At 73.8% G+C, this 21493-nt stretch carries 23 protein-coding genes; 11 read left to right on the forward strand and 12 right to left on the reverse strand.

Annotated elements, in window-relative coordinates; all coding sequences use genetic code 11:
• Positions 1-20 precede the first annotated feature (20 nt).
• The 5 genes from AB0K00_RS45910 (at position 21) to AB0K00_RS45930 (ending at position 4952) form a co-directional block, all read left to right on the forward strand.
• Positions 21-1472, forward strand: a complete 1452-nt coding sequence (locus AB0K00_RS45910; RefSeq protein WP_363535459.1) for a tetratricopeptide repeat protein — start codon at positions 21-23, stop codon at positions 1470-1472.
• 55 nt (positions 1473-1527) lie between these two features.
• Positions 1528-2061, forward strand: coding sequence for a SigE family RNA polymerase sigma factor (locus AB0K00_RS45915; RefSeq protein ID WP_363535462.1), 534 nt, complete (start codon positions 1528-1530; stop codon positions 2059-2061).
• Positions 2058-3377 (forward strand): sialidase family protein, encoded by a 1320-nt coding sequence (locus tag AB0K00_RS45920; RefSeq protein ID WP_363535465.1) that lies wholly within the window; start codon positions 2058-2060, stop codon positions 3375-3377. The genes AB0K00_RS45915 and AB0K00_RS45920 overlap by 4 nt, the downstream gene beginning before the upstream one ends.
• Before the next feature lie 57 nt (positions 3378-3434).
• Positions 3435-4169, forward strand: coding sequence for a DUF2071 domain-containing protein (locus AB0K00_RS45925; RefSeq protein ID WP_363535468.1), 735 nt, complete (start codon positions 3435-3437; stop codon positions 4167-4169).
• Between the two features lie 195 nt (positions 4170-4364).
• Positions 4365-4952: a hypothetical protein gene (locus tag AB0K00_RS45930; protein WP_363535471.1), complete on the forward strand. Its 588-nt coding sequence runs from the start codon at positions 4365-4367 to the stop codon at positions 4950-4952.
• 235 nt (positions 4953-5187) lie between these two features.
• Here the strand turns inward: AB0K00_RS45930 and AB0K00_RS45935 are convergent, their stop codons facing one another.
• The 6 genes from AB0K00_RS45935 to AB0K00_RS45960 all read right to left on the reverse strand — a co-directional run bounded on the left by AB0K00_RS45935 (position 5188) and on the right by AB0K00_RS45960 (position 9591).
• A complete protein-coding gene (locus AB0K00_RS45935; protein WP_363535474.1) occupies positions 5188-6030 on the reverse strand; it encodes a DMT family transporter in 843 nt (280 codons plus the stop codon).
• Positions 6031-6086: 56 nt separating this feature from the next.
• Positions 6087-6470: a PPOX class F420-dependent oxidoreductase gene (locus AB0K00_RS45940; protein ID WP_363535477.1), complete on the reverse strand. Its 384-nt coding sequence runs from the start codon at positions 6468-6470 to the stop codon at positions 6087-6089.
• Positions 6467-7447, reverse strand: coding sequence for a hypothetical protein (locus tag AB0K00_RS45945; protein WP_363535480.1), 981 nt, complete (start codon positions 7445-7447; stop codon positions 6467-6469). Before AB0K00_RS45945 ends, AB0K00_RS45940 begins: the two co-directional genes overlap by 4 nt.
• 5 nt (positions 7448-7452) lie before the next feature.
• The gene (locus AB0K00_RS45950) at positions 7453-8277 is read right to left on the reverse strand and encodes an alpha/beta fold hydrolase (protein ID WP_363535483.1); all 825 of its coding nucleotides are present in this window, start codon (positions 8275-8277) and stop codon (positions 7453-7455) included.
• A 274-nt stretch (positions 8278-8551) separates the two neighbouring features.
• Positions 8552-9046 carry a hypothetical protein gene (locus AB0K00_RS45955; RefSeq protein WP_363535485.1) on the reverse strand — a complete coding sequence of 165 codons (495 nt, stop codon included), beginning with the start codon at positions 9044-9046 and terminating at the stop codon, positions 8552-8554.
• Positions 9047-9087: 41 nt separating this feature from the next.
• Positions 9088-9591: a DUF2306 domain-containing protein gene (locus tag AB0K00_RS45960; RefSeq protein ID WP_363535487.1), complete on the reverse strand. Its 504-nt coding sequence runs from the start codon at positions 9589-9591 to the stop codon at positions 9088-9090.
• A gap of 21 nt (positions 9592-9612) precedes the next feature.
• On the opposite strand from AB0K00_RS45960, the gene AB0K00_RS45965 reads away from it, so the two are divergent.
• Positions 9613-10191, forward strand: a complete 579-nt coding sequence (locus AB0K00_RS45965) for a TetR/AcrR family transcriptional regulator (protein WP_363535490.1) — start codon at positions 9613-9615, stop codon at positions 10189-10191.
• Positions 10192-10247: 56 nt separating this feature from the next.
• On the opposite strand, the gene AB0K00_RS45970 is transcribed toward AB0K00_RS45965, so the two are convergent.
• The 3 genes from AB0K00_RS45970 to AB0K00_RS45980 form a co-directional block, all read right to left on the reverse strand.
• Entirely contained in the window at positions 10248-10709 is a 462-nt protein-coding gene (locus AB0K00_RS45970) for a response regulator (protein WP_363535493.1), read from the reverse strand.
• Between the two features lie 69 nt (positions 10710-10778).
• Entirely contained in the window at positions 10779-11459 is a 681-nt protein-coding gene (locus tag AB0K00_RS45975) for a DNA alkylation repair protein (protein ID WP_363535496.1), read from the reverse strand.
• 47 nt (positions 11460-11506) lie between these two features.
• Positions 11507-12901 (reverse strand): MFS transporter, encoded by a 1395-nt coding sequence (locus AB0K00_RS45980; protein WP_363535499.1) that lies wholly within the window; start codon positions 12899-12901, stop codon positions 11507-11509.
• A gap of 92 nt (positions 12902-12993) precedes the next feature.
• Between AB0K00_RS45980 and AB0K00_RS45985 the strand changes: the two genes are divergently transcribed.
• Genes AB0K00_RS45985 through AB0K00_RS45995 form a run of 3 tightly spaced genes read left to right on the forward strand, consistent with a single transcriptional unit; the run spans position 12994 to position 14370 of the window.
• A complete protein-coding gene (locus tag AB0K00_RS45985; protein WP_363535502.1) occupies positions 12994-13500 on the forward strand; it encodes a YcxB family protein in 507 nt (168 codons plus the stop codon).
• Positions 13501-13555: 55 nt separating this feature from the next.
• Positions 13556-14008: a MarR family winged helix-turn-helix transcriptional regulator gene (locus AB0K00_RS45990; RefSeq protein WP_363535505.1), complete on the forward strand. Its 453-nt coding sequence runs from the start codon at positions 13556-13558 to the stop codon at positions 14006-14008.
• The gene (locus tag AB0K00_RS45995; protein ID WP_363535508.1) at positions 14005-14370 is read left to right on the forward strand and encodes a VOC family protein; all 366 of its coding nucleotides are present in this window, start codon (positions 14005-14007) and stop codon (positions 14368-14370) included. Before AB0K00_RS45990 ends, AB0K00_RS45995 begins: the two co-directional genes overlap by 4 nt.
• A 24-nt stretch (positions 14371-14394) precedes the next feature.
• Here the strand turns inward: AB0K00_RS45995 and AB0K00_RS46000 are convergent, their stop codons facing one another.
• The 3 genes from AB0K00_RS46000 to AB0K00_RS46010 all read right to left on the reverse strand — a co-directional run bounded on the left by AB0K00_RS46000 (position 14395) and on the right by AB0K00_RS46010 (position 17927).
• A complete protein-coding gene (locus AB0K00_RS46000; RefSeq protein WP_363535511.1) occupies positions 14395-14967 on the reverse strand; it encodes a hypothetical protein in 573 nt (190 codons plus the stop codon).
• A 97-nt stretch (positions 14968-15064) separates the two neighbouring features.
• Positions 15065-15724: a response regulator transcription factor gene (locus AB0K00_RS46005; RefSeq protein ID WP_363535514.1), complete on the reverse strand. Its 660-nt coding sequence runs from the start codon at positions 15722-15724 to the stop codon at positions 15065-15067.
• A gap of 1036 nt (positions 15725-16760) precedes the next feature.
• Positions 16761-17927, reverse strand: coding sequence for a sensor histidine kinase (locus tag AB0K00_RS46010; RefSeq protein WP_363535517.1), 1167 nt, complete (start codon positions 17925-17927; stop codon positions 16761-16763).
• A gap of 179 nt (positions 17928-18106) precedes the next feature.
• Here AB0K00_RS46010 and AB0K00_RS46015 point away from each other — a divergent pair, with 179 nt between their 5' ends.
• Both AB0K00_RS46015 and AB0K00_RS46020 read left to right on the forward strand, forming a co-directional pair.
• Entirely contained in the window at positions 18107-18871 is a 765-nt protein-coding gene (locus AB0K00_RS46015; protein ID WP_363535520.1) for an ABC transporter ATP-binding protein, read from the forward strand.
• Positions 18865-21381, forward strand: coding sequence for an FtsX-like permease family protein (locus AB0K00_RS46020; protein WP_363535523.1), 2517 nt, complete (start codon positions 18865-18867; stop codon positions 21379-21381). Before AB0K00_RS46015 ends, AB0K00_RS46020 begins: the two co-directional genes overlap by 7 nt.
• Positions 21382-21493 lie beyond the last annotated feature (112 nt).

The raw sequence follows: 21493 nt of genomic DNA on the forward strand, positions 1-21493 counted from the left end.
GCGCATTAGACTCCGGCGCCGTGACAGCCCCGATCGACATTGCGGTATCCCTCATGCGCGAGGGCAGGTTCGGCGACGCCGAAGCCGTCATGCAGCGTGAGGTGCGCGCGGCCACCGTGCGGCACGGCCACGGCAGCGCCGCCTGGGCGTCGGCGCAGTGCGACCTGGGCAACATCCTGCTCAACTGCGACCAGGTCGAGCGGGCGATCGAGTGCTACCGCCACGCGGTGTCGGTGCCCGCGCACGACCACAAGGAGCACCTGACCTACCGGCTCAACCTGGGCCTCGCGCTGCGGATGGCCGGCCGCCTGGAGGACGCCGAGGCGGAGCTGCGCCGCGGCGCCGAGGACCGCCGGGCGTTCTACGGCCGCGAGCACGCCGGGTACGCGTTCGGCCTGGAACCCCTTGCCGACGTGCTGCTGCAGCGCGGCAACGTCCGCGAGGCGCGTGAGGTCATCGAGGAGGTCGTGCGCAACCTCTGGCAGAACGGCCACGAGCACGTCGCGTCGGCGCTGGCGTTGCGGGCCGAGGTCGTGCACGCGGCCGGCGCCGGCGAGCCGCTGTTCCACGGCGTGGAGCAGCTGCCGGAGGAGCCCGCGGCGATGCTGGTGCAGGAGGTGCTGCACCGCCAGGACCTGGCCGACCCGGCGGCGCACCGGGCCGTCCTCGCCGCGCTCGCCGCCACCCTGCAGGTGCGGCTCGGCGCCGACCATCCCGCCACCCTCAACGCGCTCGCCGCCCTCGCCAACGCCGGCCGTGACCTCGGCGACCAGAGCGGCCGCATCGACGCGATCCGGCAGGTCCTCGCCTCCCACGACCGGCAGGGCCGGGCCGAGGACGCGCTGAGCGCGGAGCTGGGACTGGCCCTGGCGTACGCCGACACCGGCGACGCGAAGGCGGCGCTGCGGGCGTACGAGTCGGCGTACACCAGGGCGCAGCGCGTCGGCCGTCCCGAGCTGGTCAGCGTGGTGCTGCGCAACTGGGGCCTGGCCCTGAACGAGGCCGGGCAGCCGGCCGCGGCCGAGCGGTGCCTCGCCGACGCGGTCACCCAGGCGCAGCGCGGCGCCGACTTCGAGATCCTCGGCCGGGCCGGCGTCGCCCTCGGCATCTTCCTGCAGCACCAGTCGCGGCTGCCGGAGGCGCGCAAGGCCCTCGAGGACGGGCTGTCGGCGCTGGCGCCGGTGCACCCGGACGCGATCTCCGGGCGCGGGCACCTCGGCGCGGTGCAGGAGGGCCGCACCTGCGGGTGCGGGGACACGCCACGCGTGATCGCGGACGCGTTCCGCGACTTCGTCGTCCGCCGGCTGCCGCAGGACCTGCTGGAGCGCTTCGACGTGACGATCGCCGACGGCGACTTCAAGATCGACGTGCACCTGCGCCGCGAACCGAGCCAGGACGAGCTGGAACGCCTCAACGGCGTGGTCCAGTCCGCGCTCGCGGAGTTCCGCCACAAGCTGAAGGAGCAGTACTAGAAGCGCCTTGCAACCGATCCGGCCGCCGGTGCGCACCTAGTGGCAGGGAGGTGCGATGCCGAGCGGAGAGACCGAAGAGCAGCGCCAGTTCCGCGAGTACTTCACGGCACGCCGTGATGCGGTACGCCGTACGGCGTACCTGTTGTGCGGGGACTGGTACTGGGCCGACGACCTGACCCAGACGGCGTTCATGCGGCTGGCGGTGAGCTGGCGCAAGGTCCGCGACCGGGAGGCGCTGGACGGGTTCGTGCGCACCTGCCTGGTGCGGGCCTACCTCGCCGACGTGCGGCGGGTGTGGCGCAAACGCGAACGCAGCGTCGCCGAGCCGCCCGACGTCACCGGCCACGCCGGCGCGTCGGAGGCGACACCGGGGCGGATGGCGTTCACCGCCGCGCTGCGCCGGCTGCCGCCACGGCAACGGGCGGCGCTGGTGTGCCGGTACTACCAGGACCTCGACGTCGCCGCGACCGCGGCGGTACTGGGGTGTTCACAAGGGACGGTGAAGAGCCAGACCGCGCGGGGGCTGACCAGGCTGCGGGAGCTGCTCGAGGCAGACGGTGAGCTGACGATGATGGAGGGCCTGCGATGAGCCAGATGCGAGCACGGTTCGACGAGGCGGCCGACATCGACGCCCCACCCAGCCGGCTGTCCGCCGACGGGGTCTACGCCGCGGCGTTCCAGCGGCGCCGCCGCCGCACGACCGCCTGGACGGTGTGCGGGGCCGCGGCCGTCGCGCTGGTGGCCGCCCTGGGCACCGGGGTGCTGGGGGCACCGTCGGGCACCCCGACGCCGGCACAGACCCCCGACGGGCGCCCGCCGGGCGTGCGGGACGGTTCGATCGTCTCGATCGCCGCGGCCGACGCCGAGCACCTGTACGCCAAAGTCTGGGGCTGCACCGGCAGCGGCGACGCGGCGCAGTGCACGCTCAACCTGGCCGGCTCCGACGACGGCGGCCGGACCTGGACGGTGCGGATGCGCAACCTCGACGGCGACCTGTACGCGCCCGTGCCGGGGTCCCTGCTGCGGATCCTGGAGAAGGACAACGCCGACCCGCACGGCCCGAAGCTGCTGCACGTGCCGTGGGTCAGCCGCGACGGCGGCCGGACCTGGGCCGAGGTCCACGCTGTGGCCGGCACGATGCCGCAGGTCCCGGCCGGCGGCTGGATCCAGTGCGCGGAGCCGCAACGGCTCGACGACCCGTGCGTGCTGATCGGGGTGGACCCGGTCAACGCCCGCTCGGCGCCGCTGGACACCCAGCCGGACGTGGCCGTCGACGGGATCGTCGGCGTGTATCCCGGCGGCAGGCTCTGGGTCACCGGCCGGGAGCCCACCGGCGAGCACCGCCCGGCCGTGGCCGTCAGCAGCGACGGCGGCCGCACCTGGTCGGCGCACGTGTTCACCCGCGCCGAGACGGGCGAGGCACCCTCGGACATGTACACGTTCGCGTTGCCGGCCAGCACCGACGGCGTCACCGGGTACACGATCATCTCCACGCCGGATCCCACCGACAGCACCGGCGTCGGGCCGACGACCCGGGCCACCGCCGGGATCCAGACCCTCGTCTTCCGCACCGGTGACGGCGGGCTGACGTGGCAGCGGGTGCACCCGAGCCAGACGCTGCCGCGCAGGTACTACCAGGGCGGCGACGCGTACGTCGCCGCCGACGGCAGCCACGTCGTGCTGGCCAGCAACGACCTGCCGTACCGCTGGTACACCAGCACCGACGGGGGCAACAGCTACCATCCGGCGAACCAGCCCGGCCTGGGTGGCGCGCTGCTGCACAAGGACGGCGCGCGGGTCCTGGCCGCCGCGCCGGGCGTGTACCTGGCGTTCGACGAAGATGCGCTGTACCAGTCGGCGGACGGGCTGCGCTGGACCCGCGACGTGATCCGGCCGGCGGGCTGAGCACCACGTGCGGCACGGGCCACCAGGTCCCGGTGGCCCGTGCCGCATGATGGTGTGGTGCGAGTCGAGGACGTGACCCCGCTGACACCGCGCCCGGTGCGCCGCTCCGTGCTCGTGCAGCGCTGGCACGACCTCGCGTTCCTGCACTGGGCGGTGCCGCCGCAGGTCGTCGCGCCGTTCCTGCCCGCCGGCACCGTCCCCGACACCCTCGACGGGGTCACCTACGTCGGGCTGATCGGCTTCCGGATGGTGCGGCTCGGCCTGTTCAGCGGGCCGGGCCTGCCGTATCTCGGCACGTTCTGCGAGACCAACGTGCGGCTCTACAGCGTCGACGGCGAGGGCCGCCGCGCCGTGGTGTTCCTGTCGTTGGAGGCCGAACGGCTGCTGCCGGTCCTGACCGCGCAAGTGTCGCTGCGGCTGCCGTACAAGTGGGCCAGGATGCGGCTGGAGCAGGACGGCGACGTGATGCGGTACACCAGCCGCCGCCGCTGGCCAGGCCCCCGCCCCGCGGTGAACGCCATGGCGGTGCGGGTCGGCGCGCCGATCACCGAGCCGACGCCGCTGGAGCACTTCGTCACCGCCCGCTGGGGGCTGCACACCCGCGCCTGGGGCCGCACCCTGCACCTGCGCAACGAGCACCCGCGGTGGCCGTTGCACCGCGCCGAGCTGCTCGACCTCGACGACACCCTGGTCACCGCCGCCGGCCTGCCGGCCCCGGTCGGTGCCCCGGCAAGCGTGCTGTTCTCACCCGGCGTCGGCGTCACCTTCGGCCCGCCGTCCACGCTGCGCTGACCGACTGGGAGCGGCTGTTCAGCGCGTACGGGCCGGCCACCGGCACCGGCGAGCGGCTGGAGGCGCTCCGCCGCGGTGACCCGCACCCGTACGGGCGGCCTGGCACCGGTTCGCCGCGGGTGAGTAGGCGTACTCACCCGCGTTTGGGTAGGCGCCCCGATCCATCGTCGGTCGCCGATCGGCAGCATGGTCGGCATGCAACGGATACTGATCGTGTTGATGGCCACGGCCGTGGGTGCCGCGGCGATGGGCGGCACCGCGGCGGCGGCGGCCCGGCCGCACGGGATCCCGGACCGGGTCATGCTGCAGCCGGCGGACCTCGGCGGCGAGCCGACCGGGCCGGTGGAGCCGGGGCTGGCGCATCCGCTGCTGCCGCAGCCGTGCGCGGACACCCCGGTGCCGCAGCCGGTCGCCAGCCGCAGCCTCGCCGCCGACTACGGCACCGGCCGCCGGTACCGCGTCTACGAAAACGTGGCCCGCTACCGGCCCGGCGGCGCCGTGGCGTACGTGACGGCGTTGAAGGAGCAGCTGGTGCGGTGCCGGGCCGGCGGTGACGAGGAGGGCTTCACCGCGCTCGCCGAGGACGTCAACGGGCCGGACTCGGTGCTGTTCCTCGGCACCTACGACGAGGGTGACCGGTGGGTGGCGTACGTCGCCGCCGCCGTCGGCCGCTACGTGGTCGTCGTCATGGTCGCCGACCCGACGGTGGGCGCCGGCGACCCCACGATCGCGAACGACATCGCCGCCGCCGCGATCCGCCGCGCCGCGGCCATCAAGGCCTGACCGCACCGGCGGGGGTGGCGGCCGCCGAGGGAGGGCCGTCACCCCCGCGCGAGCAGCGGGGTTGGCGGGCATCGAGGGGAGGCCGTCGCTTCCGCGTCGAGGGCTTGACGCGCCGGCCGGACGCGCGGCCGGCAGGCTCCGCGTGAGGGGCGGAACGTGCCGGCGACGATGACGGCCAGGCCGTCAGGCTCCGCGGGTGAGGCGGAACGCGCCGGCGACGATGACGGCCAGGCCGTCAGGCTCCGCGGGTGAGGCGGAACGCGCCGGCGACGATGACCGCCAGGCACAGTATGAACAGCGCCAGGTCCTGCATCGAGTGCGGGATGTCCTCGTGCAGCAGCACCGCGCCGAGCGCGACCGCGGTGACCGGGTTGGCGGTCAGGTCCGCGGGGTAGCCGACGCCGATCCCGTCGTGCTCGAACGCCACCTGCAGCAGCGCGACCCCGGCGATCGCGGCCGGCACCAGGACCGCGACCGCGATGAGCACGTCGGGGTGCAGCAGCGCGCGGGCCGCCTGCTCGTGCCAGGCGGCGCCGACCGCGTCGAGCAGGACCGCGGCGAGCGCGGCGCAGACCCCGGCGACGAGCCCGTACACGGTGGCGGTCGTTCTCGGCCGGCGCCCTGCCGCGGCCGTGAGCGCCGCGGCGGCGAGGGCCGCGACGGCGATGCCCGCGGCCAGGACGTGGCCGGCGCCGAGCGGGTCGGCGTCACCCGGGTCGCCGATCACGACGAAGAAGGCGGCCAGTCCGGCGATGATCCAGGCGCAGGCGCGCAGCTGCGCGGCCGTCGGCGGGTGGCCGCCGAGCCGCCACGCGACGATGAGCGACACCGGCAGCGCGAGCACCAGGCACGGCTGGACGAGCACGACCGGGCCGGTGGCCAGGGCCGTCACGTGGAACGCGACCGCGACGACGTCCAGCGAGAGGCCCGCCAGCCAGCGCCGGTCGCGGGCCAGCCGCAGGACCCGGCGCAGGCCGTGTCCGGCCGGGTCGGCGTGGGCCGCCCGGTGCTCGACGGCGGTGGCTGCCCCGTATGCGCACGCCGCCAGGACCGCGCACGGCACCGCCACCACCAGCATCCGCCCACCCCCGGATCACCGTGCCACGGGCGGCCCGGCGGTGCGCGACGTTCGGCTCAAAGGGTGATGACGATCCCGATGCTGTCGGTGGTGCGGTGCAGCAGCCGGTTGATCAGGTAGCCGATGCGGGCCGAGATGTACCGCCGGGCGATCGCCGCACGGATGCGGGCGATGCCCTCGGGGTCCTCGACGAGGCGGGCGGAGCCCTCGAACGACGGCGCCCCGTCCGGCACCCGCCCGCGGATGTCGCTCGGGGCGAGCACGACGCGGCCGCTGTTGCGCAGGCGTTTCACCTTGCCCGACCCGGGTTCGGTGACGATCAGCACCTCCCCGCCGTCGATGGCGTGCCACACGGCGGTCGACACCGGCCGGCCGTCCTTGCGGAACGTGGTGAGGCTGACCTGTTTACGGCGGCCGAGGATGTCGAGGCTGTTGCTCACCGCTCCAGCGTAGGCCGCAGCCACGGCTCCAGGCGCAGCAGGTCGAGTCCGACGGCGCGGAACTTCTCGTACAGCCCGGGGGTGAGCATCACGAACTCGACGGTGAACACGTCGTCGCCGCCCATGGTGTAGATGCCGTTGGCGGGGTCGCGCATCAGCGGCTCGATGCCCGCGCTCACCTGGTCGCGCAGCTGCTGCTGCCGGGCGATGCTGGGGCGGCCGGGCGCGGCGACCACGCACAGGTTGCCGGCGAACAGCTTGCGCAGCTGCTGCTCCTCCGCGGCGGCGTCGCCGGAGACGACCTCGACGACCATCACCTGGGCCGGCTGCGGGCCGTCGGTGGCGCCGGTGGGGAAGCCGTCGGGCCAGCCGACCCGCAGCGGCCGGAACCGGTCCGGGTGCTGCTCGTAGATGTACTGGTGCATGGCGTTGCTGTCCGCGTCCCCGCCGGCCTTCCAGCCGCCCTTCGGTGTCGGGCACGGCACGCCGTCGTCGACCGCGGTCGGGGTCGCCGGGGCCGGCGCGCCCTGCCCGGTCACGTGGAGGGCGCCGGACTGCCAGATGCCGCGCAGTTTCGCCTGGCCGACGGTGACGTCGCTGACGACCGTGGCGCCGGTGAGCTTCGCCGGGTCGACGCCGGTGACGTCGACGCCGGACGAGCAGGTGGGTTTCTCGCCGGGGGCGCGGCCGATCGCCAGGACCGGCACCGGCGCGCAGAACCGGGCCGGTTTACCGGGCGTGAGGATCACCTGCCCGCTCGCCTCGAGCACGTCGCCGTCGTCGACGACGAGCGCCACCGGATCCACGGCGGTGTTCGCGGTGGCGTCCGAGGCAGTGTTCGAGGCGATCGGTGGTGCCGCCTCCTCGGGGTCGCTCGCCGGGCGGTTCACCACCAGTACCACCGCGACCAACGCCACCAGGGTGCCGACCCCCGCGGCGGCGACACCCAGCCAGCGCCCGCGTCCATCGTTCGTCATGGTGGTCAGACGCGGGGATCCGCGGGCCGGTTCCCGGTGTGCCGCAGCAGCTCTTCGGTGAACATGTCCCACAGCTGCGGCGGCAGGTCGTGCCCGGCGCCGGGCAGCACGACGAGCCGTGCCCCGGGGACGGCGTCGCGCACGGCCTGCCCGTGCGGCAGCGGCAGCAGCGGATCCAGATCCCCGTGTACGACCAGCGCCGGCACCCGCAGATCCTCGAAGCCGCCGCCGGCTGGTGATTCGAACCGCATCGCGTAGTGGTTGCCGGCGGTGGTGATGTCGGTGGCCCGGTCGGCGTCGCGCTGCGCCAGGTCCCGGGTCGCGGCCTCGTCGAAGTACGGGGAGCCGCCGGCGTAGGCGCGCACCGCCGCGACGGTGTCGGCGACCGCGTCGCCGGTCGGCTCCGGGTGCTCCACTGTGGACGGCGGCAGCCCGTCGGCGCCGGTGGAGGTGCTGACGAACGTCACCGTCGCGACCCGCGACGGGTGATCCACGCCGAGGATGAGGCCGAGCCCGCCGGACATCGACCGGCACACGATGTGGGCGCGGGCGATCGCGAACGCGTCGAGGATGCCGACCGCGTCGCGGGCGAGGTCGGTGTTGGAGTAGTCGGGCTTGCCGGGCGGGTAGGCGGTGGAGCGGCCGGTGTCGCGCTGGTCGTAGCGGATCACGAACCGGCCGCCGGCGGCGATCCGTGCGCAGAGGCCGGCGTCCCACCAGAGCATCGACGCGGCGGCGCCGTCGATGAGCAGGATCGCGGGGTCGGCCGGGTCACCGAACGTCTCGACGCAGAGGTCGACCTCGTTGACGTGCAGCATGGTCTCGGTCATGACCTTCAACCTAGGCTGCCGCCGCGTGCTTCGCTGGCCGGTCGGCTCGACGGTGTGCGGGCGGGGCCGGTGAGCGGGCGCGCTGAGAGAAGTCGTGCCGGCGGACCGGCTACGAGCAGGAGAAGGAAGCACGCCCAGGAGCCGGCCCCGCAGCATGGACATTACCGGCCCCGGCAAACGGTTTGCGGGTGCCGGGGCCGGTGCAAACGGTTTGCAGGTCAGGAGCCGGCGCAAACGGTTTGCAGGTCAGGAGCCGGCGCAAACGGTTTGCGGGTCAGGAGTCGGCCAGGCTGAACCAGGCGACGGCGAGGTCGGGATCGACGTAGAGGTCGACGACGCGGCCGTGCACGCTTTGCGGGAAGCCGCCGCCGTGCCGCCAATGGACCCCGGCGGGCACGAAGGACCGCAGCGCGTCGCGGACCGACGGCGCCCCGGTCGCGGCCGGCCAGGCGGCAAAGGCCGCGGTGTCCGTGTCGCGCAGCCGCAGGACGCCCTCATACTGCCAGTCGGTCGGGCCCGGCGCCCGCGAGCAGGGGCTGCCGGGTGTGTCGGCCTGCCAGTGGATCTCGACGTAGTCGCCGACGCCGGGAATGTCCTCGGAGGTCCACTCGCGGGCGGTGCGGACGGCGGACACATCGACCTGGAGCTGGTCCGTGCAGTCGCGCTCGTCCTTGGTGGCGGCCTCGAGCCGCTGCGCGACGATCACGCCGGCGGCGAGCGCCACGACGCAGACCCCGGCGATCGTCAACACCACGGTCCGGGTCCGCACGGGGGACATCGTAGCGGTGTCGTGTCCGTCCGTGGTGCCCGTCAGGTCCTGGCGGCGTTCGAGGTGGGCCGGGCCGCGCGGCGGCGCCGGCTCACGGTGATGACGGCGGCCGCGACGAGCAGGCAGGCGGCCGCGCCGAGCGCGAGGCGGGCCGGCTCGTGCACCAGCCACTGCGGGATGTCGCGGGCCGGCACCGCGACGGCGCCCGCGAACGCGCCGAGCAGGCCGAAGTAGGAGCCGGTCATGAACCGGCGGTGGGTCTGGACACGGTGGGTCACGGCCGCCCACAGCCCGATCGACAGCGTCACGAACGTGAAGATCGACAGGCCGTGGATCCAGCTGAAGCGGCCGGGGGTGAGCTCCTTGATGAAGAAGGAGCTGATCACCGTCCAGTACATGGCGACGACCCAGACCCGGCCGACAAGCCGGTGCGGGCGGTCGCCCTTGGGGTTGCGGCGCAGGTTCCAGGCGCCCAGGAGCAGGGCGACGGTGGCGCCGCTCGCGTGCAGGGGGATCAGCACGCCGATAACACTGTTATCGCTCATAACATTGTTATAGTCGGCGGCATGGCGCACGTCAACGAGGCACGGCTGGTCGACGAGGCGGCCCGGCTGCTGGTCGAGCACGGGCCCGCCGGGCTGTCGCTGCGCAAGGTCGCCGCCGCCGCCGGGGTTTCCACGATGCCGGTCTACACGCTGTTCGGCGACAAGGAGGGCCTGCTCGCGGCCATGCACCGGGAGGGGTTCCGCCGCCTCGGCGCCGCCCTCGCCGCCGTGCCGCAGACCGCCGAACCCCTCGCCGACCTGGTCGAGCTGGGCCTGGCGTACCGGCTGGCGGCGCTGTCCAGCCCGCACCTCTACGGGCTGATGTTCGGCCGGACCGTCCCGCAGTTCCGGCCGTCGGCGGCTGACCGCGAGGCGGCGGACGCCACGTATCAGCCGCTGGTCGACGCGGTGGCGCGCTGCCAGGACGCCGGGATCTTCGGCGCCGGCGACCCGCGGCGCGTCGCGCTGCACCTGTGGGCCGTCTCGCACGGCATGGTGAACCTGGAGCTCAACGGGCAGCTGCCGGACCTAGGGCCGGCCGAGGAGCTGTACCTCGAGGCGCTCGGCCATGCCGGCCTGCCGTTCCTGGCCCTCGCGTAGGGCCGTGGCCGGTCCTCACGTGGCCCTCGCGTAGGGCCGCGGCCGTCACGGCCCGATCAGGTCGCCTCGTCGTCGGACGTGCGGCCGGGAAGCGCGACGATGTGACCGTAGAAGTTGCGGATCTCGCTGATCACCCGCTCGTAGTCGTCGAGGTTGAGGGGCTTGGTCACATACGCGTTGGCCTGCGCGTTGTAGCTGGAGCTGATGTCGCTGTCCGAGGACGACGTGGTGAACACGATCGTCGGGATCGACTTCAGGCGGTCGTCGGTCTTGATCATGACCAGCGCCTGCCGGCCGTCGACCCGGGGCATGTTCAGATCGAGCAGGATCAGGTCCGGTCGCGGCGCGTCACCGTAGGGATCGTCGCGGTGCAGGAACGCGAGGGCCTCGCCGCCGTCGGCGACGTGGTGCAGCGTGCTGCGGATGTTGTGCTCGGCGAACGCGCTCTCCACCAGTGCGACGTCACCGGGGTCGTCCTCGACGACGAGCACCTGCAGCACCTGGCGATCTGCTTCCATGCGCTGCTCCCTCGCTCGATCCGGTTGCCGGCGGCAGGGTTTCGTGACCGCCCGCGCAGCCTACCTCCCCTACTGTTCCTGCTGTCGGCGCACCATCTCCGTGATCCAGATCGGGGCGAACGGGGACGTGCAGTTCGGCGGGGTCGGGTAGTCCTTGAGCACCTCCAAGCGCTCGCCGATGCCGATCGCGCGGGCGCGGTGCTCGGCGTGCTCGATCCCGATCTGCGCCAGGCAGTGGTTCATCGCCCACTGCAGCCGCTGCGGGGCGTCGCGCATCCGTGCCTCGATGACGTCGAGCAGCGCGACGAGGTCGAGGCCTTCCGGCCGCTTGGCCACGCGTTCGGTGGTCAACGCCCAGCCGGCGCTCGCGACCACCGGATCCGCGTCGGCGAACCAGGCCACGCGCAGCGCCTCGGCGTGCGGGTGCTTCTTCACCACGTAGTTCACGAGCCAGTCGTGCACCTTGGGGATGCGCGCCTCGCGCAGCATGACGTCCAGCTCGGCCCGCTCGAACGCCTTCGGCCGGCAGATCAGCAGCGCCAGCAGCCTGGCCGCGGTGTCACCCGTCGCCCAGAGCTCACCCGCGAGCTCCTGCTGCGTCTTGAGCCGCTTCGCGAGCGCGCGCAACTGGCCGAGGTTCACGCCGTGATCGTCGCCGTGCCGCTCGTTCACCGCCCGCGCCTTCGGGTCCTCCAGCGCGGCCAGCTCGGCCATCACCTCGGCCACCGTCGTCCCGGCCACCTCGGCCACCTCCTGTCCGTTTCAGCGGGCCTGTCCTCGCGGGTCCGGCCCGGTGCCTACCGGGAACTGCCGTCGCCGGACGTCGCCACGTGGACCGCGTCGTCGCCGGCCGGCGGGACTGGGGCACGGGCGGTCATGAAATGGTGGCTCAGCCGGCGGTACGGGCCGCTGCGCAGCGCGACCAGGCTGGCGACCAGCCCGATGACGCCGGTGAGCACGAACACGAGCGCGAGGCCACGGTCGGCGCCGGTGCCGAACCAGCCGCCGATCGCGCGGGCGCCCGCGCCGTCGGTCATCAACGGGATGAACACGAACTGGGCGATCGGCGCGATCAGGAACGCGGTCAGCGGCGACGCGGCCTGCTCGACGCTCTGCGCGAAGCCGAACACGCGGCCCTGCCGCTCATACGGCACGACCTTCTGCAGGATGGTCTGCTCGGCGGCCTCGGCGTAGGGCACCAGCATCATGTAGATGAGCATGCCGCCGCCGAGCAGCACGATCGAGGCGTGCAGCGGGAAGAGCACGGTGACGGTCCACAGCACGACGTTGACGCCGAGGAGCAGCCGGACCGGGTTGCTGCCCAGCCCGGTGCGGGCCACGCACAACCCACCGACGATGAGGCCGGCGCTCAGCGCGCCCCACAGCAGGCCCCACGTCTGGACGGAGACGAGGGACAGGCCGTAGGCGTCCATGAGGGCCATGTAGACGCCGCCGAGGAAGTTGTTGAACGTGGAGAACAGGATCAGTGCGGTCAGCCCGGGCACCTCGCCCACCACGCGGATGGTGCCGCGCAGGTCGACGGTGCGCTTCGCCGGTACACCGGCGGAAACGTCGGCCTGATCCGCCGCGGGAATCACGCGGACGAACGACAGGTGCACCACGGCGGCCGCCAGCACCGCGAGCGCCATGACGAGGACCCAGAACATGCCGCCGATCGCCACCAGGATGCCACTGATCACCGACGTGACCAGGAACGACACCCCGGACGTCGTGCCGACCAGGCCGTTGGCCTTGTCCCGGGTGTCCTCCTCGATGAGGACGGTGACCAGCGTCGGCAGGGCGATGGTGCGGATGTTGCCGACGATCACGCCGAACATGAGCAGCACGATCAGCGCCCACAGCGGCACGCTCGCGGGATCCGTGAACTCCTCCCGCGGCACGGTCTGATAGATGCCGAACGCGGCCGCGTACAGCAGGAACGACGCGACCGCCGACACCTGCATCATCGTGGTCTTGGAGTGGTGGTCGACGAGGCTGCCGAACCAGATCCCGGTGACGGCCGTCATCACCAGGAAGATGCCGGACACGACACCGGTGGCGAACACCGACCGGGTCTCCAGGTACACGTAGAACGTGATCGCGAACCAGGCCGTGTAGTTGACCACCGACACCAGCAGCGTGTTGACCAGCAGCTGGTAGAACGTCCTGCGATCCCCCTGGATGACGGCCATGAGGGAGATCGTAGGACCTCAACCGCGCTCGAGGTCCAGTTCGCGCCGGCCAGGGGACTTCCGGTGCGCGCGTCGTGCCCTACGATGCGCCGATGCAGATCAGCATGTGGGTGCCGTACGACGAGGGCCGCCTGCGCCGCACGATCAAGATCGTGCTCCGGCCGCAGATGCGGCTGATCCGCGTCCTGGGCGCGGTCCTCGTTCTCGTAGGCCTGCTGCTGGCCACGACCGGCGAGGCGTTCGAGGTGACCCTCCTGGCGGTCGTCCTGGGCGTGGTGTTCATGACCGCCATGTCGCCGCTGGTGGTGGGCCGCACGGTGCGCATGCAGTCGCACGTCATCAAGGACGGCTTCCACATGACCCTCACCGAGGAGTGGCTCACCGTCGCCTTCCCGCTGGCCGAGACCAAATACCGGTGGGCCGGCGTGGACAGGGTCGTGGAGACGCCCGAGGCGTGGTACCTGATGCTCGGCAAGGTGCAGTCGATCACCGTGCCGAAGGAGACGATGACCGACGCGCAGCGGGCAGAGTTCGCCGCGTTCCTCACCACCGAGCAGCAGCGCCAGGCCTCCCGGTCGTTCCTGGGCCAGCCGCGGTAAGGCCGCCCCCGCCGCCTGTTGTGGATCCGTGCGGATCGCACGTATTATCTGTGCGATGCGCACAGATGATGTGACGGGTGGCGGGCCGGCACTGTTCCGGCTGGTCCGGTTCTGGTCGCGGCGGTGGGCGGCGGGCATCACCCAGGACGAGGGCGGCGACGTCGCGCGCATCCTGGTCCTGGAGGCGGTCGCCGCCGCCCGCGGCGACGGCCGGCCGGCCCAGATCGGCGAGGTCGCCGTGGAGCTCGGCCTGGACCGGTCCAACGCCAGCCGGATGCTCGCCGCGACGGTCGCGGCCGGCCTGGTGACGAAGACGGTGTCGCCGCAGGACGCGCGCCGCACCGAGCTGGACCTGACGCCGGCCGGCGAGGACCTGCTCGCGGCGGCCCGCGCGTGGCAGGAGCAGACGTTCGCGCGCATGGTCGCGGACTGGCCCGCCCGCGACGCCCAGCGGTTCGCCGCCTATCTCGTGCGCCTCGCCGCCGCACAATCTGAAGGAGCGCCATGACCATCGTGCTGAACCACACCATCGTCCCGGTCGGCGACCGCCACCGTGGTGCCCGGCTGCTCGCCGGGCTGCTCGGCGTCGAGGCAGGCGACCCCGCCGGCCCATTCGCGCCGGTACAGGTGAACGCCGACCTCACCCTCGACTTCGACGACCGGTCGGGTGCGCGACCGGGCCACTATGCGTTCCTCGTCGACGACAGCACCTTCGACGCCGCGCTGGCGTACGCGCAACGGTCGGACCTCGAGTGGGGCTCCGCGCCGCGCCTCATCGACCGGCGGATCAACCATCTGGGCGGTGGGCGCGGCGTCTACGTCCTCGACCCGGACGGCATCGCCTACGAGTTCTTCACCAAGGTGCCGTAGGGCTCTCCGGTGCCGTAGGGCTCTTTACCAAGGTGCCGTAGGCCTGGCGCCGGGCCATGGTTGCGGCGGTGGCGCGATGGGTGCCGGCCTGCGGAAGTACGCGTTCGACGCGGGCAACGCCAGCAGCACCGCGACGGCCACGATGCCGAGCACCGACGCGGCGGCCAGGACCATCGTCACCGGCACGTACCAGCCCGGCATCGTGTCCGCGATCCGCGCGGTGATCTCAGCCGACGTAACCCCGGAGCTGAGGATCCGGGGCGAGGTCACTGAAGTGCCGCCGAGCACACCCGGGCTCAGGCAGCACACACCGATCGTGCACAGCACCCAGACCACGATCCGCACCCAGTTGCGTGGCCCGCCCAGCAGCAGCGCCGGGACCGCGCAGATCACCAGGATCAGCCCACCGGAGACAACACCGGCGATCGCGGCACCGGACGCCTCGTCGCCGCCCCGCACCCCGCCGTACGCAGCGATGTACGCCCTCCGCAACTCGTCCAACAGCCCGACCCCGAGCAACGCACTGACCAACGGCAGCGTCGCGACAATCAGGAGCAGCCACCGTGCCGCGGTGACCGGTGCGGGTCTGGGCCTCATACTGGACCTCCTGGGAGTCGTGGGCCCCGAGCATCCACGGCATTCCTCGCCCCCGCCGCATCCCGTCGCATTGCCGACACGCCCCGTGGTGCGGTGGTTACGCGACCGTGACGAGCCCCGTCTCATACGCGACGATGACCAGCTGCGCCCGGTCACGCACCTCAAGCTTGGCAAGCAGCCGGCTCACGTGCGTCTTGACGGTCGCGAGGCTCAGGTTCAACTGCCCGGCAATCTCCACATTGGACGATCCCCGCGCAATCAGCGTCAGCACCTCCCGCTCCCGCCCGGTGACCCCGTCCAGCCGCCGGTGCAGCGGTGCCACACCCGCGGGCCGCCGCGCGAACTCACCGATCAACCGTCGCGTCACCGACGGCGCGAGCAGCCCCTCCCCGGCGGCAACGACCCGGATCGCGCTGAGCAACTCCGCCGGCGGCGTGTCCTTGAGCAGAAACCCGCTCGCCCCGGCCCGCAACGCCCCGTAGACGTACTCGTCAAGGTCGAACGTGGTGAGGATCAGCACGCGGGTCTCAGCGGTCGCCGGGTCGGCGCAGATCCGCCGGGTCGCCTCGATCCCGTCCATCAACGGCATCCTGACGTCCATCAGCACCACATCGGGCCGATGCCGCCCCGCGAGCGCGACCGCTTCGACGCCGTTGCCAGCCTCGGCGACCGTCGTGCAGTCCTCACTCAGGTCGACGAGCACCCGGAAACTGCCCCGCAACAGCGCCTGATCGTCGGCGATCAGCACCCGGATCACCCCACACCCCCGCCCCGCACGCCGCTGTTTTCGAGTCGTCCTCGCACGCCGTTGTCTCCGAACCGTCCCCGCACGCCGTTGTCTCCGAACAGTCCCCGCACGCCGTTGTCTCCGAACCGTCCCCGCACGCCGTTGTCTCCAAGCTGCCCCCGCACGCCCTGCCGCGACCCCGCCCGTCCCGCCGCCGACATCGCCCGCGTCACGCCGCCGCTCCAACCCGCGCAGCCGTGGCCGAGCAGCGCCCGCGCGCCGGGCCGTGCCATGCCCGTCCCGCCGCCGGCTCCGTGGTCAGCACGTCGCAGCTCCGACCCGCGCAGCCATGGCCGGGCATCGCCCGCGCGCCGGGCCGTGCCCACGCCCATCCCGCCGCCGACACCAGGTGCGCGACGCGGCCGCTCCGAACCGTGCGGGGCCGTGGCCGGGCATCGCCCGCGCGCCGGGCCGTATCCACGCCCGTCCCGCCGCCACCGCCTGCATCACGCCGCCGCTCCGACCCGCACAGCCGTGGCGGGCAGCATCGGCACGCCGGGCCATGACCATGTCCGGCCAGCTTTAGGCACCGCGCGCATGGATGCTGCCGCCCAACCTGTTCCCGGCTTGTCGCCGAACGGCACCCGCGGAACGTCCCGCGACAACGACCTGCCCGCAGCCGACGCCACCCGCATCACGCCGCGACCCCGGACCCGAACACAGCCGTCGCCGAGCAACACCGGCATGCCGCGTCCCGACAACGCCCGACTGGCTGCGGACACCGCGTGCACGATGCTGCCGGCCAACCCGCTCGCAGCCTGTCGCCGAACGGCACCCGCGGAACGCCCTGGGACAACGCCCTGCCCGCAGCCGACACCACTCGCGTCAAGGACCCCGACCCGGAACGCGCCGCGGCCGAGCAGCACCGGCATGCCGGGCCATGCCCACGCCCGGCCCGCTGCCGACACCGTGGGCATGATGCTGCCACCCCGACCCGCGCGGCCGTGGCTGGGCGGCGCCGGCATGCCGTGTGCCGGCAACACCTGATCCGTGGCGGCCACGCGCATCATGCCGCCACTCCGGCGGGGGCATACGGCAGTCTGGCCGACACGGTGAACCCGCCGGCGTCGCGGGGGGCGGCGCTGAACTCGCCGCCGTGTGCCGCGACCCGCTCCCGCATCCCGATCAGCCCGTGCCCGGCGCCCGGCATGCGGGCCGGCCGGCGGCCGTCGTCGGTGACGTCGACCCGCACGTCGGCGGGGCCGATCGTGACCGCGACCCGGCAGGTGGCGGGCGCGGCGTGCTTCACCACGTTGGTCAGCGACTCCTGCACGATCCGGTACACCGCCAGGCCCACCGACTCCGGCACCCCCTCCCGTGGCGCCGGCCCGGTCACCTCGACCCGCACGTCCACGTCCCCGTGCGATGCCTGCCCGGCGAGCGTGTCCAGGTCGGCGAGGCCCGGCGCCGGCGAATACGGCGTCTCGTCGCGCAGCATCCCCAGCGCCCGCCGCATCTCCATGAGCGCGCCGCGCCCGGTCGCCTCGATCACCCGCAGCGCGTCGCGGGCCTCCTGCGGGCTGGCCTCGGCGACGTGGTTGCCGACGGCGGCCTTGACCACGATGAGGCTCATCGTGTGGGCGACGATGTCGTGCAGCTCGCGGGCGATCCGCAGCCGCTCCTCGGCGACCGCCTGCCGGGTCAGCTGCTCGCTCTGCCGGGCGGCGAGGGCCCGCCGCTCGCGCACCGTCCAGCCGATCAGCCAGCCGGGCGCGGTCATGACCATCCCATAGACCACGGCGCCGGTGGTGGACCACAGGTCACCGCCGGTCACGGCGAGCGCGGCCACGACGGCGGCCAGGCAACCGGCGGCGACCGTCAGCGACCACCGCAGCGGGGTCGCGACCGCCAGGGTGTAGAAGGCGAGGGCAAGCGACACCGACGGCCCGGCGGCGGCGTAGTTGGGGATGACACCGGTCGCCAGCGCGACCGTCGTGGCGAGGCTGACGGTGATCGCGACCCCGGCCGGGAAGCGGCGGCGCACCGCGACCGGCAGCCCGATGACCGCGCCGGTCAGCACCGACACCCACACGGGCTCCACGACGCTGCCGTCCAGCGGTGACTCCAGCGCCGCGTAGGCGCACAGCATCGCACCGGCGACCACGGCGAGGACGACGTCGATCGCGTAGAGGTCCACCGGCCGGAGCCGTCGGGTTAGCAGGAGCTCGCTCACGCCGTCGACGGTAGCCGCAGGTAGGTTGGGGCCGCGTCATTCGTAGGTCGGCCCCGACGGGTCATCCTTGAGTATGACGAATCGGGTGCCGGGCGGTTTTCGTACACCTCAAGCAGGACCCAATCCAACGACCTGAGTCGGACGCGCCCGACCCCGACATCGGGGCAGTGTCTGGGGTCATGACGACACCGACAGTGCTCCTCGACGACGTGCGGGCTGTGTACGGCGCCGGCACACGACAAGTGACGGCCCTGACGGGTGTGACGGTGGGTTTCGGCCGCGGCACGTTCACGGCGGTGATGGGGCCGTCCGGGTCGGGCAAGTCGACGCTGCTGCACTGCGCGGCGGGCCTGGACCGGCCTGCCTCGGGCACGGTCACGATCGACGGCACCCGCCTCGACGACCTGGACGAGGACGCGCTGACCCGGCTGCGCCGCGACCGGATCGGCTTCGTGTTTCAGGCGTTCAACCTGGTCTCGACGCTCACCGCCGCGCAGAACGTGGCGTTGCCGCAGCGCCTGGCCGGCCGGCGGCCGGCGGACGGTGACGTGGCGGCGGCGCTCAGCGCGGTCGGCCTGGCGGAGCGGGCCGCGCACCGGCCGAGCGAGCTGTCCGGCGGTGAGCAGCAGCGGGTCGCGATCGCCCGAGCGCTGATCAGCCGGCCGGCGGTGGTGTTCGCCGACGAGCCGACCGGCGCCCTGGACAGCGCGACGTCCCGGCAGATCCTGCGGCTGCTGCGGGCGCTTGTCGACGAGCACGCGCAGACGGTGGTGATGGTGACGCACGATCCGGTCGCGGCGGCGTGGGCGGACCGGGTGGTGATCCTCGCCGACGGCCGGATCGTCGACGAGCTCGACGGCGCGATCACCGCCGAGGCGGTCGCCGCCCGGACCGCCGCCGTCGAGGCCGCCGTCGAGGCCGGCGCTGCGGGGCCGTCATGCTGAGCCGGCGGCCGGGCGGGGGAGGGCGCCTCGGCGCGGTCGCGCTGACGGTGCGGCGGTTCACGGGGGCGTTCGTCGCCGTCGCGGTCGGGATCGCGCTGGTCACGGCAGCCATGCTGCTGTTCGCGTCGGGGCGGGCGCTCGTGCCGGACCGGCTGGCGGACGCCGCCGTCATCGTCCGCAGCCCGGCGGCGACCTCACCGGCGGACCCGTTCACGCCGCCGGTGCCATGGTCGTCGGACGCTGCGACGGCACTGGCCGGGCGGCTCGCCGCGCTGCCGGGGGTCGCGGCCGCAGTGCCCGACCGCACGTTCTACGTGCAGGCGGTCGTCGGCGGCCGGCCGTATACCGCCGACGGCGACCGGCAGGACGCCCGCGAGGGGCACGGCTGGTCCAGCGCGCGGCTCGGCGGCCTGCGCCTGACCGCGGGTGCCGCCCCGGACCGACCCGGCGAGGTCGCCGTCGACCGGGCGCTCGGACTGTCGCCCGGCGACCCGGTCACGCTGCTGACGGCCGGGGGGCCCTCGGCGTACACGGTGAGCGGGACCGTCGACGCGCCCGGCTTCCACGTTGCGGACGAGGTCGCCGCGGCCCTCGCCCCGGCCGTCGACACGATCGGCCTGCTGCTGCACCCGGGCGCGGACCGGGCCGGTGTCACGGCCGCCGCGCGGGCGGTCACCGGCGCCGCCGGTCGGGTCGTCACCGGCGATGACCGGGCCGCGCTGGAGCCACGCGACGACGCCCGTACCCGCTGGATCGGCATGCAGGTGCTGACCGCCGTCGCGGCTCTGTCCGGGTTCGTCACGGTGTTCGTGGTCGCGTCGACGTTCGCGTTCGCGGTCGCGCAGCGGCGCCGGGAGTTCGGGCTGCTGCGCGCGGTCGGCGCCACGCCCCGCCAGATCCGGCGGATGGTGCAGGGGGAGGCCCTGGCGGTCGGCGCCGCCGGCGCGGTCGTCGGGCTGGCGATCGGTTCGGCCGGCGCGACGCCGCTGGGCTGGGCACTCGTCGACGCCGGGTTCGAGCCGGCGACGTTCGAGGTGCGGTTCGTGCTGTGGCCGGTCGCCGTGGCACTCACCGCGGGTCCGCTTGTCGCGCTGCTCGGGGCGTGGTCGGCGGCGCGGCGCGCGGCCCGGGTGCGCCCCGTCGAGGCGCTGCGGGAGGCGGCGGTCGAGCAGCGGCCGCTGGGGTGGGCCCGCTGGGTTACTGGCCTGCTGCTGGTCGCTGTGGGCGCCGCGCTCGCGGTCGGGACGGCGACGTCCGGCAGCGCGCAGGACTCGGCGACGTTCGCCATGTACAGCGCGATGGCCCTCATCACCGGTGTCACCGCGCTTGCACCGGCGATCGTGCGGCCCGTGGCCGGGCTGCTGCGCTCGCCGGTGCGCACGCGGGGCGGCGCGATCGGCATGCTGGTGCGCGGCAGCGCGCTGACCGCGGCGCGGCGCACCGCGTCGACGGCAGCGCCGGTGCTGCTGACGGTCGCGTTCGCGGTGCTGGTGTCGGGCCTGGTCCGCACGTCGACCGGCGCCTACGCGGCGGGCCGGTCCGCGCGGGTCGACGCAGGCTGGGTCGTGGCGCCCGACCAGGCACCGGGTCTGTCCGACGCGGCGGCCGAGGCGGTGCCGGGCGCGGCGATCCTGCCGACGACCGTGTTCGCGCCCGCGGAGTCGGGAAGCGCGCCGCGGGCGCGGGTCGCGCTCGGCGTCGACCCGGCCGCGTTCGCCGCGGTGCACCGCCGCCTTGAGGTGCTCAGCGGCGCCGTCACCGACCTGCGCGGCGACGACACCGTGATGCTGACCGCCTCGTCAGCGGCCGCCATCACCGGCACGGCGACCGGTCCTGCGGCGGGTGGGACCGGGGCGGTGGGTGGTCCGGTGGTGTATCCGGTTGTGTTCGCTGACGGGACGGTGGTGTCGCTGCGGGTCGTCGCCGTGATTACCGATGCTTCGGTGCCCGGCGATCTGGTGCTGCCGCGGGCGGTGGTGCGCGCGCACGATCCGTCGGCGTTGACGTCGGCGGTGTTCGTCCGGGAACGCGTGGACGTGCCGGCCGGGGCGGGCGCGCGGGTCGTCGCCGTGGCCACATGGGCGGCGGAGCAGGACGGCGCCGAGGATCGTCTGGTCTGGTTGTTCACGGTGCTGCTGATTGCGGTGTCCGCTGGGTACGGTGCCATTGCCGTCGCCAACACCCTGCTCATGGCGGCGGCCGGTCGGGCCGTGGACCTGCGGGCGGTGCGGCTGGCCGGCGCGACCCGCCGGCAGGTGCTGCGGCTCGTCACTGCGGAATCGGCGCTCGTCGTGCTGATCGGGGCGGTGCTCGGCGGCGGGGTCGCGCTCGTGGCGCTGCTGAGCATTCGGGCGGGGCTCAGCGAGCAGGTCGGCGCGCCGGTCGCCCTGGTCGTGCCGTGGCAGGTGGTGAGTGGAGTGGTGGGCTTGTGTCTGCTGCTCGCGATCGTGGCGAGCGTGGTGCCTACGGTGCGGCTGCTGCGGGCCGGGCCAGTGCGCGAGCCGGGCTAGCGCGCCGGGCCGGGCAAGCCTACGGTGCGGCTGCTGCGGGCCGGGCCAGTGCGCGAGCCGGGCTAGCGCGCCGGGCCGGGCAAGCCTACGGTGCGGCTGCTGCGGGCCGGGC

Source organism: Dactylosporangium sp. NPDC049525 (assembly GCF_040676755.1).
Lineage (GTDB): Bacteria > Actinomycetota > Actinomycetes > Mycobacteriales > Micromonosporaceae > Dactylosporangium.

Coding starts and splice junctions, on each gene's coding strand:
- AB0K00_RS45915 (WP_363535462.1), top strand. CDS start 1,528: ATGCCGAGCGGAGAGACCGAAGAGCAGCGCCAGTTCCGCGAGTACTTC.
- AB0K00_RS45920 (WP_363535465.1), top strand. CDS start 2,058: ATGAGCCAGATGCGAGCACGGTTCGACGAGGCGGCCGACATCGACGCC.
- AB0K00_RS45930 (WP_363535471.1), top strand. CDS start 4,365: ATGCAACGGATACTGATCGTGTTGATGGCCACGGCCGTGGGTGCCGCG.
- AB0K00_RS45935 (WP_363535474.1), bottom strand. CDS start 6,030: ATGCTGGTGGTGGCGGTGCCGTGCGCGGTCCTGGCGGCGTGCGCATAC.
- AB0K00_RS45945 (WP_363535480.1), bottom strand. CDS start 7,447: ATGACGAACGATGGACGCGGGCGCTGGCTGGGTGTCGCCGCCGCGGGG.
- AB0K00_RS45950 (WP_363535483.1), bottom strand. CDS start 8,277: ATGACCGAGACCATGCTGCACGTCAACGAGGTCGACCTCTGCGTCGAG.
- AB0K00_RS45960 (WP_363535487.1), bottom strand. CDS start 9,591: ATGAGCGATAACAGTGTTATCGGCGTGCTGATCCCCCTGCACGCGAGC.
- AB0K00_RS45965 (WP_363535490.1), top strand. CDS start 9,613: ATGGCGCACGTCAACGAGGCACGGCTGGTCGACGAGGCGGCCCGGCTG.
- AB0K00_RS45970 (WP_363535493.1), bottom strand. CDS start 10,709: ATGGAAGCAGATCGCCAGGTGCTGCAGGTGCTCGTCGTCGAGGACGAC.
- AB0K00_RS45980 (WP_363535499.1), bottom strand. CDS start 12,901: ATGGCCGTCATCCAGGGGGATCGCAGGACGTTCTACCAGCTGCTGGTC.
- AB0K00_RS45985 (WP_363535502.1), top strand. CDS start 12,994: ATGCAGATCAGCATGTGGGTGCCGTACGACGAGGGCCGCCTGCGCCGC.
- AB0K00_RS45990 (WP_363535505.1), top strand. CDS start 13,556: ATGCGCACAGATGATGTGACGGGTGGCGGGCCGGCACTGTTCCGGCTG.
- AB0K00_RS45995 (WP_363535508.1), top strand. CDS start 14,005: ATGACCATCGTGCTGAACCACACCATCGTCCCGGTCGGCGACCGCCAC.
- AB0K00_RS46000 (WP_363535511.1), bottom strand. CDS start 14,967: ATGAGGCCCAGACCCGCACCGGTCACCGCGGCACGGTGGCTGCTCCTG.
- AB0K00_RS46015 (WP_363535520.1), top strand. CDS start 18,107: ATGACGACACCGACAGTGCTCCTCGACGACGTGCGGGCTGTGTACGGC.
- AB0K00_RS46020 (WP_363535523.1), top strand. CDS start 18,865: ATGCTGAGCCGGCGGCCGGGCGGGGGAGGGCGCCTCGGCGCGGTCGCG.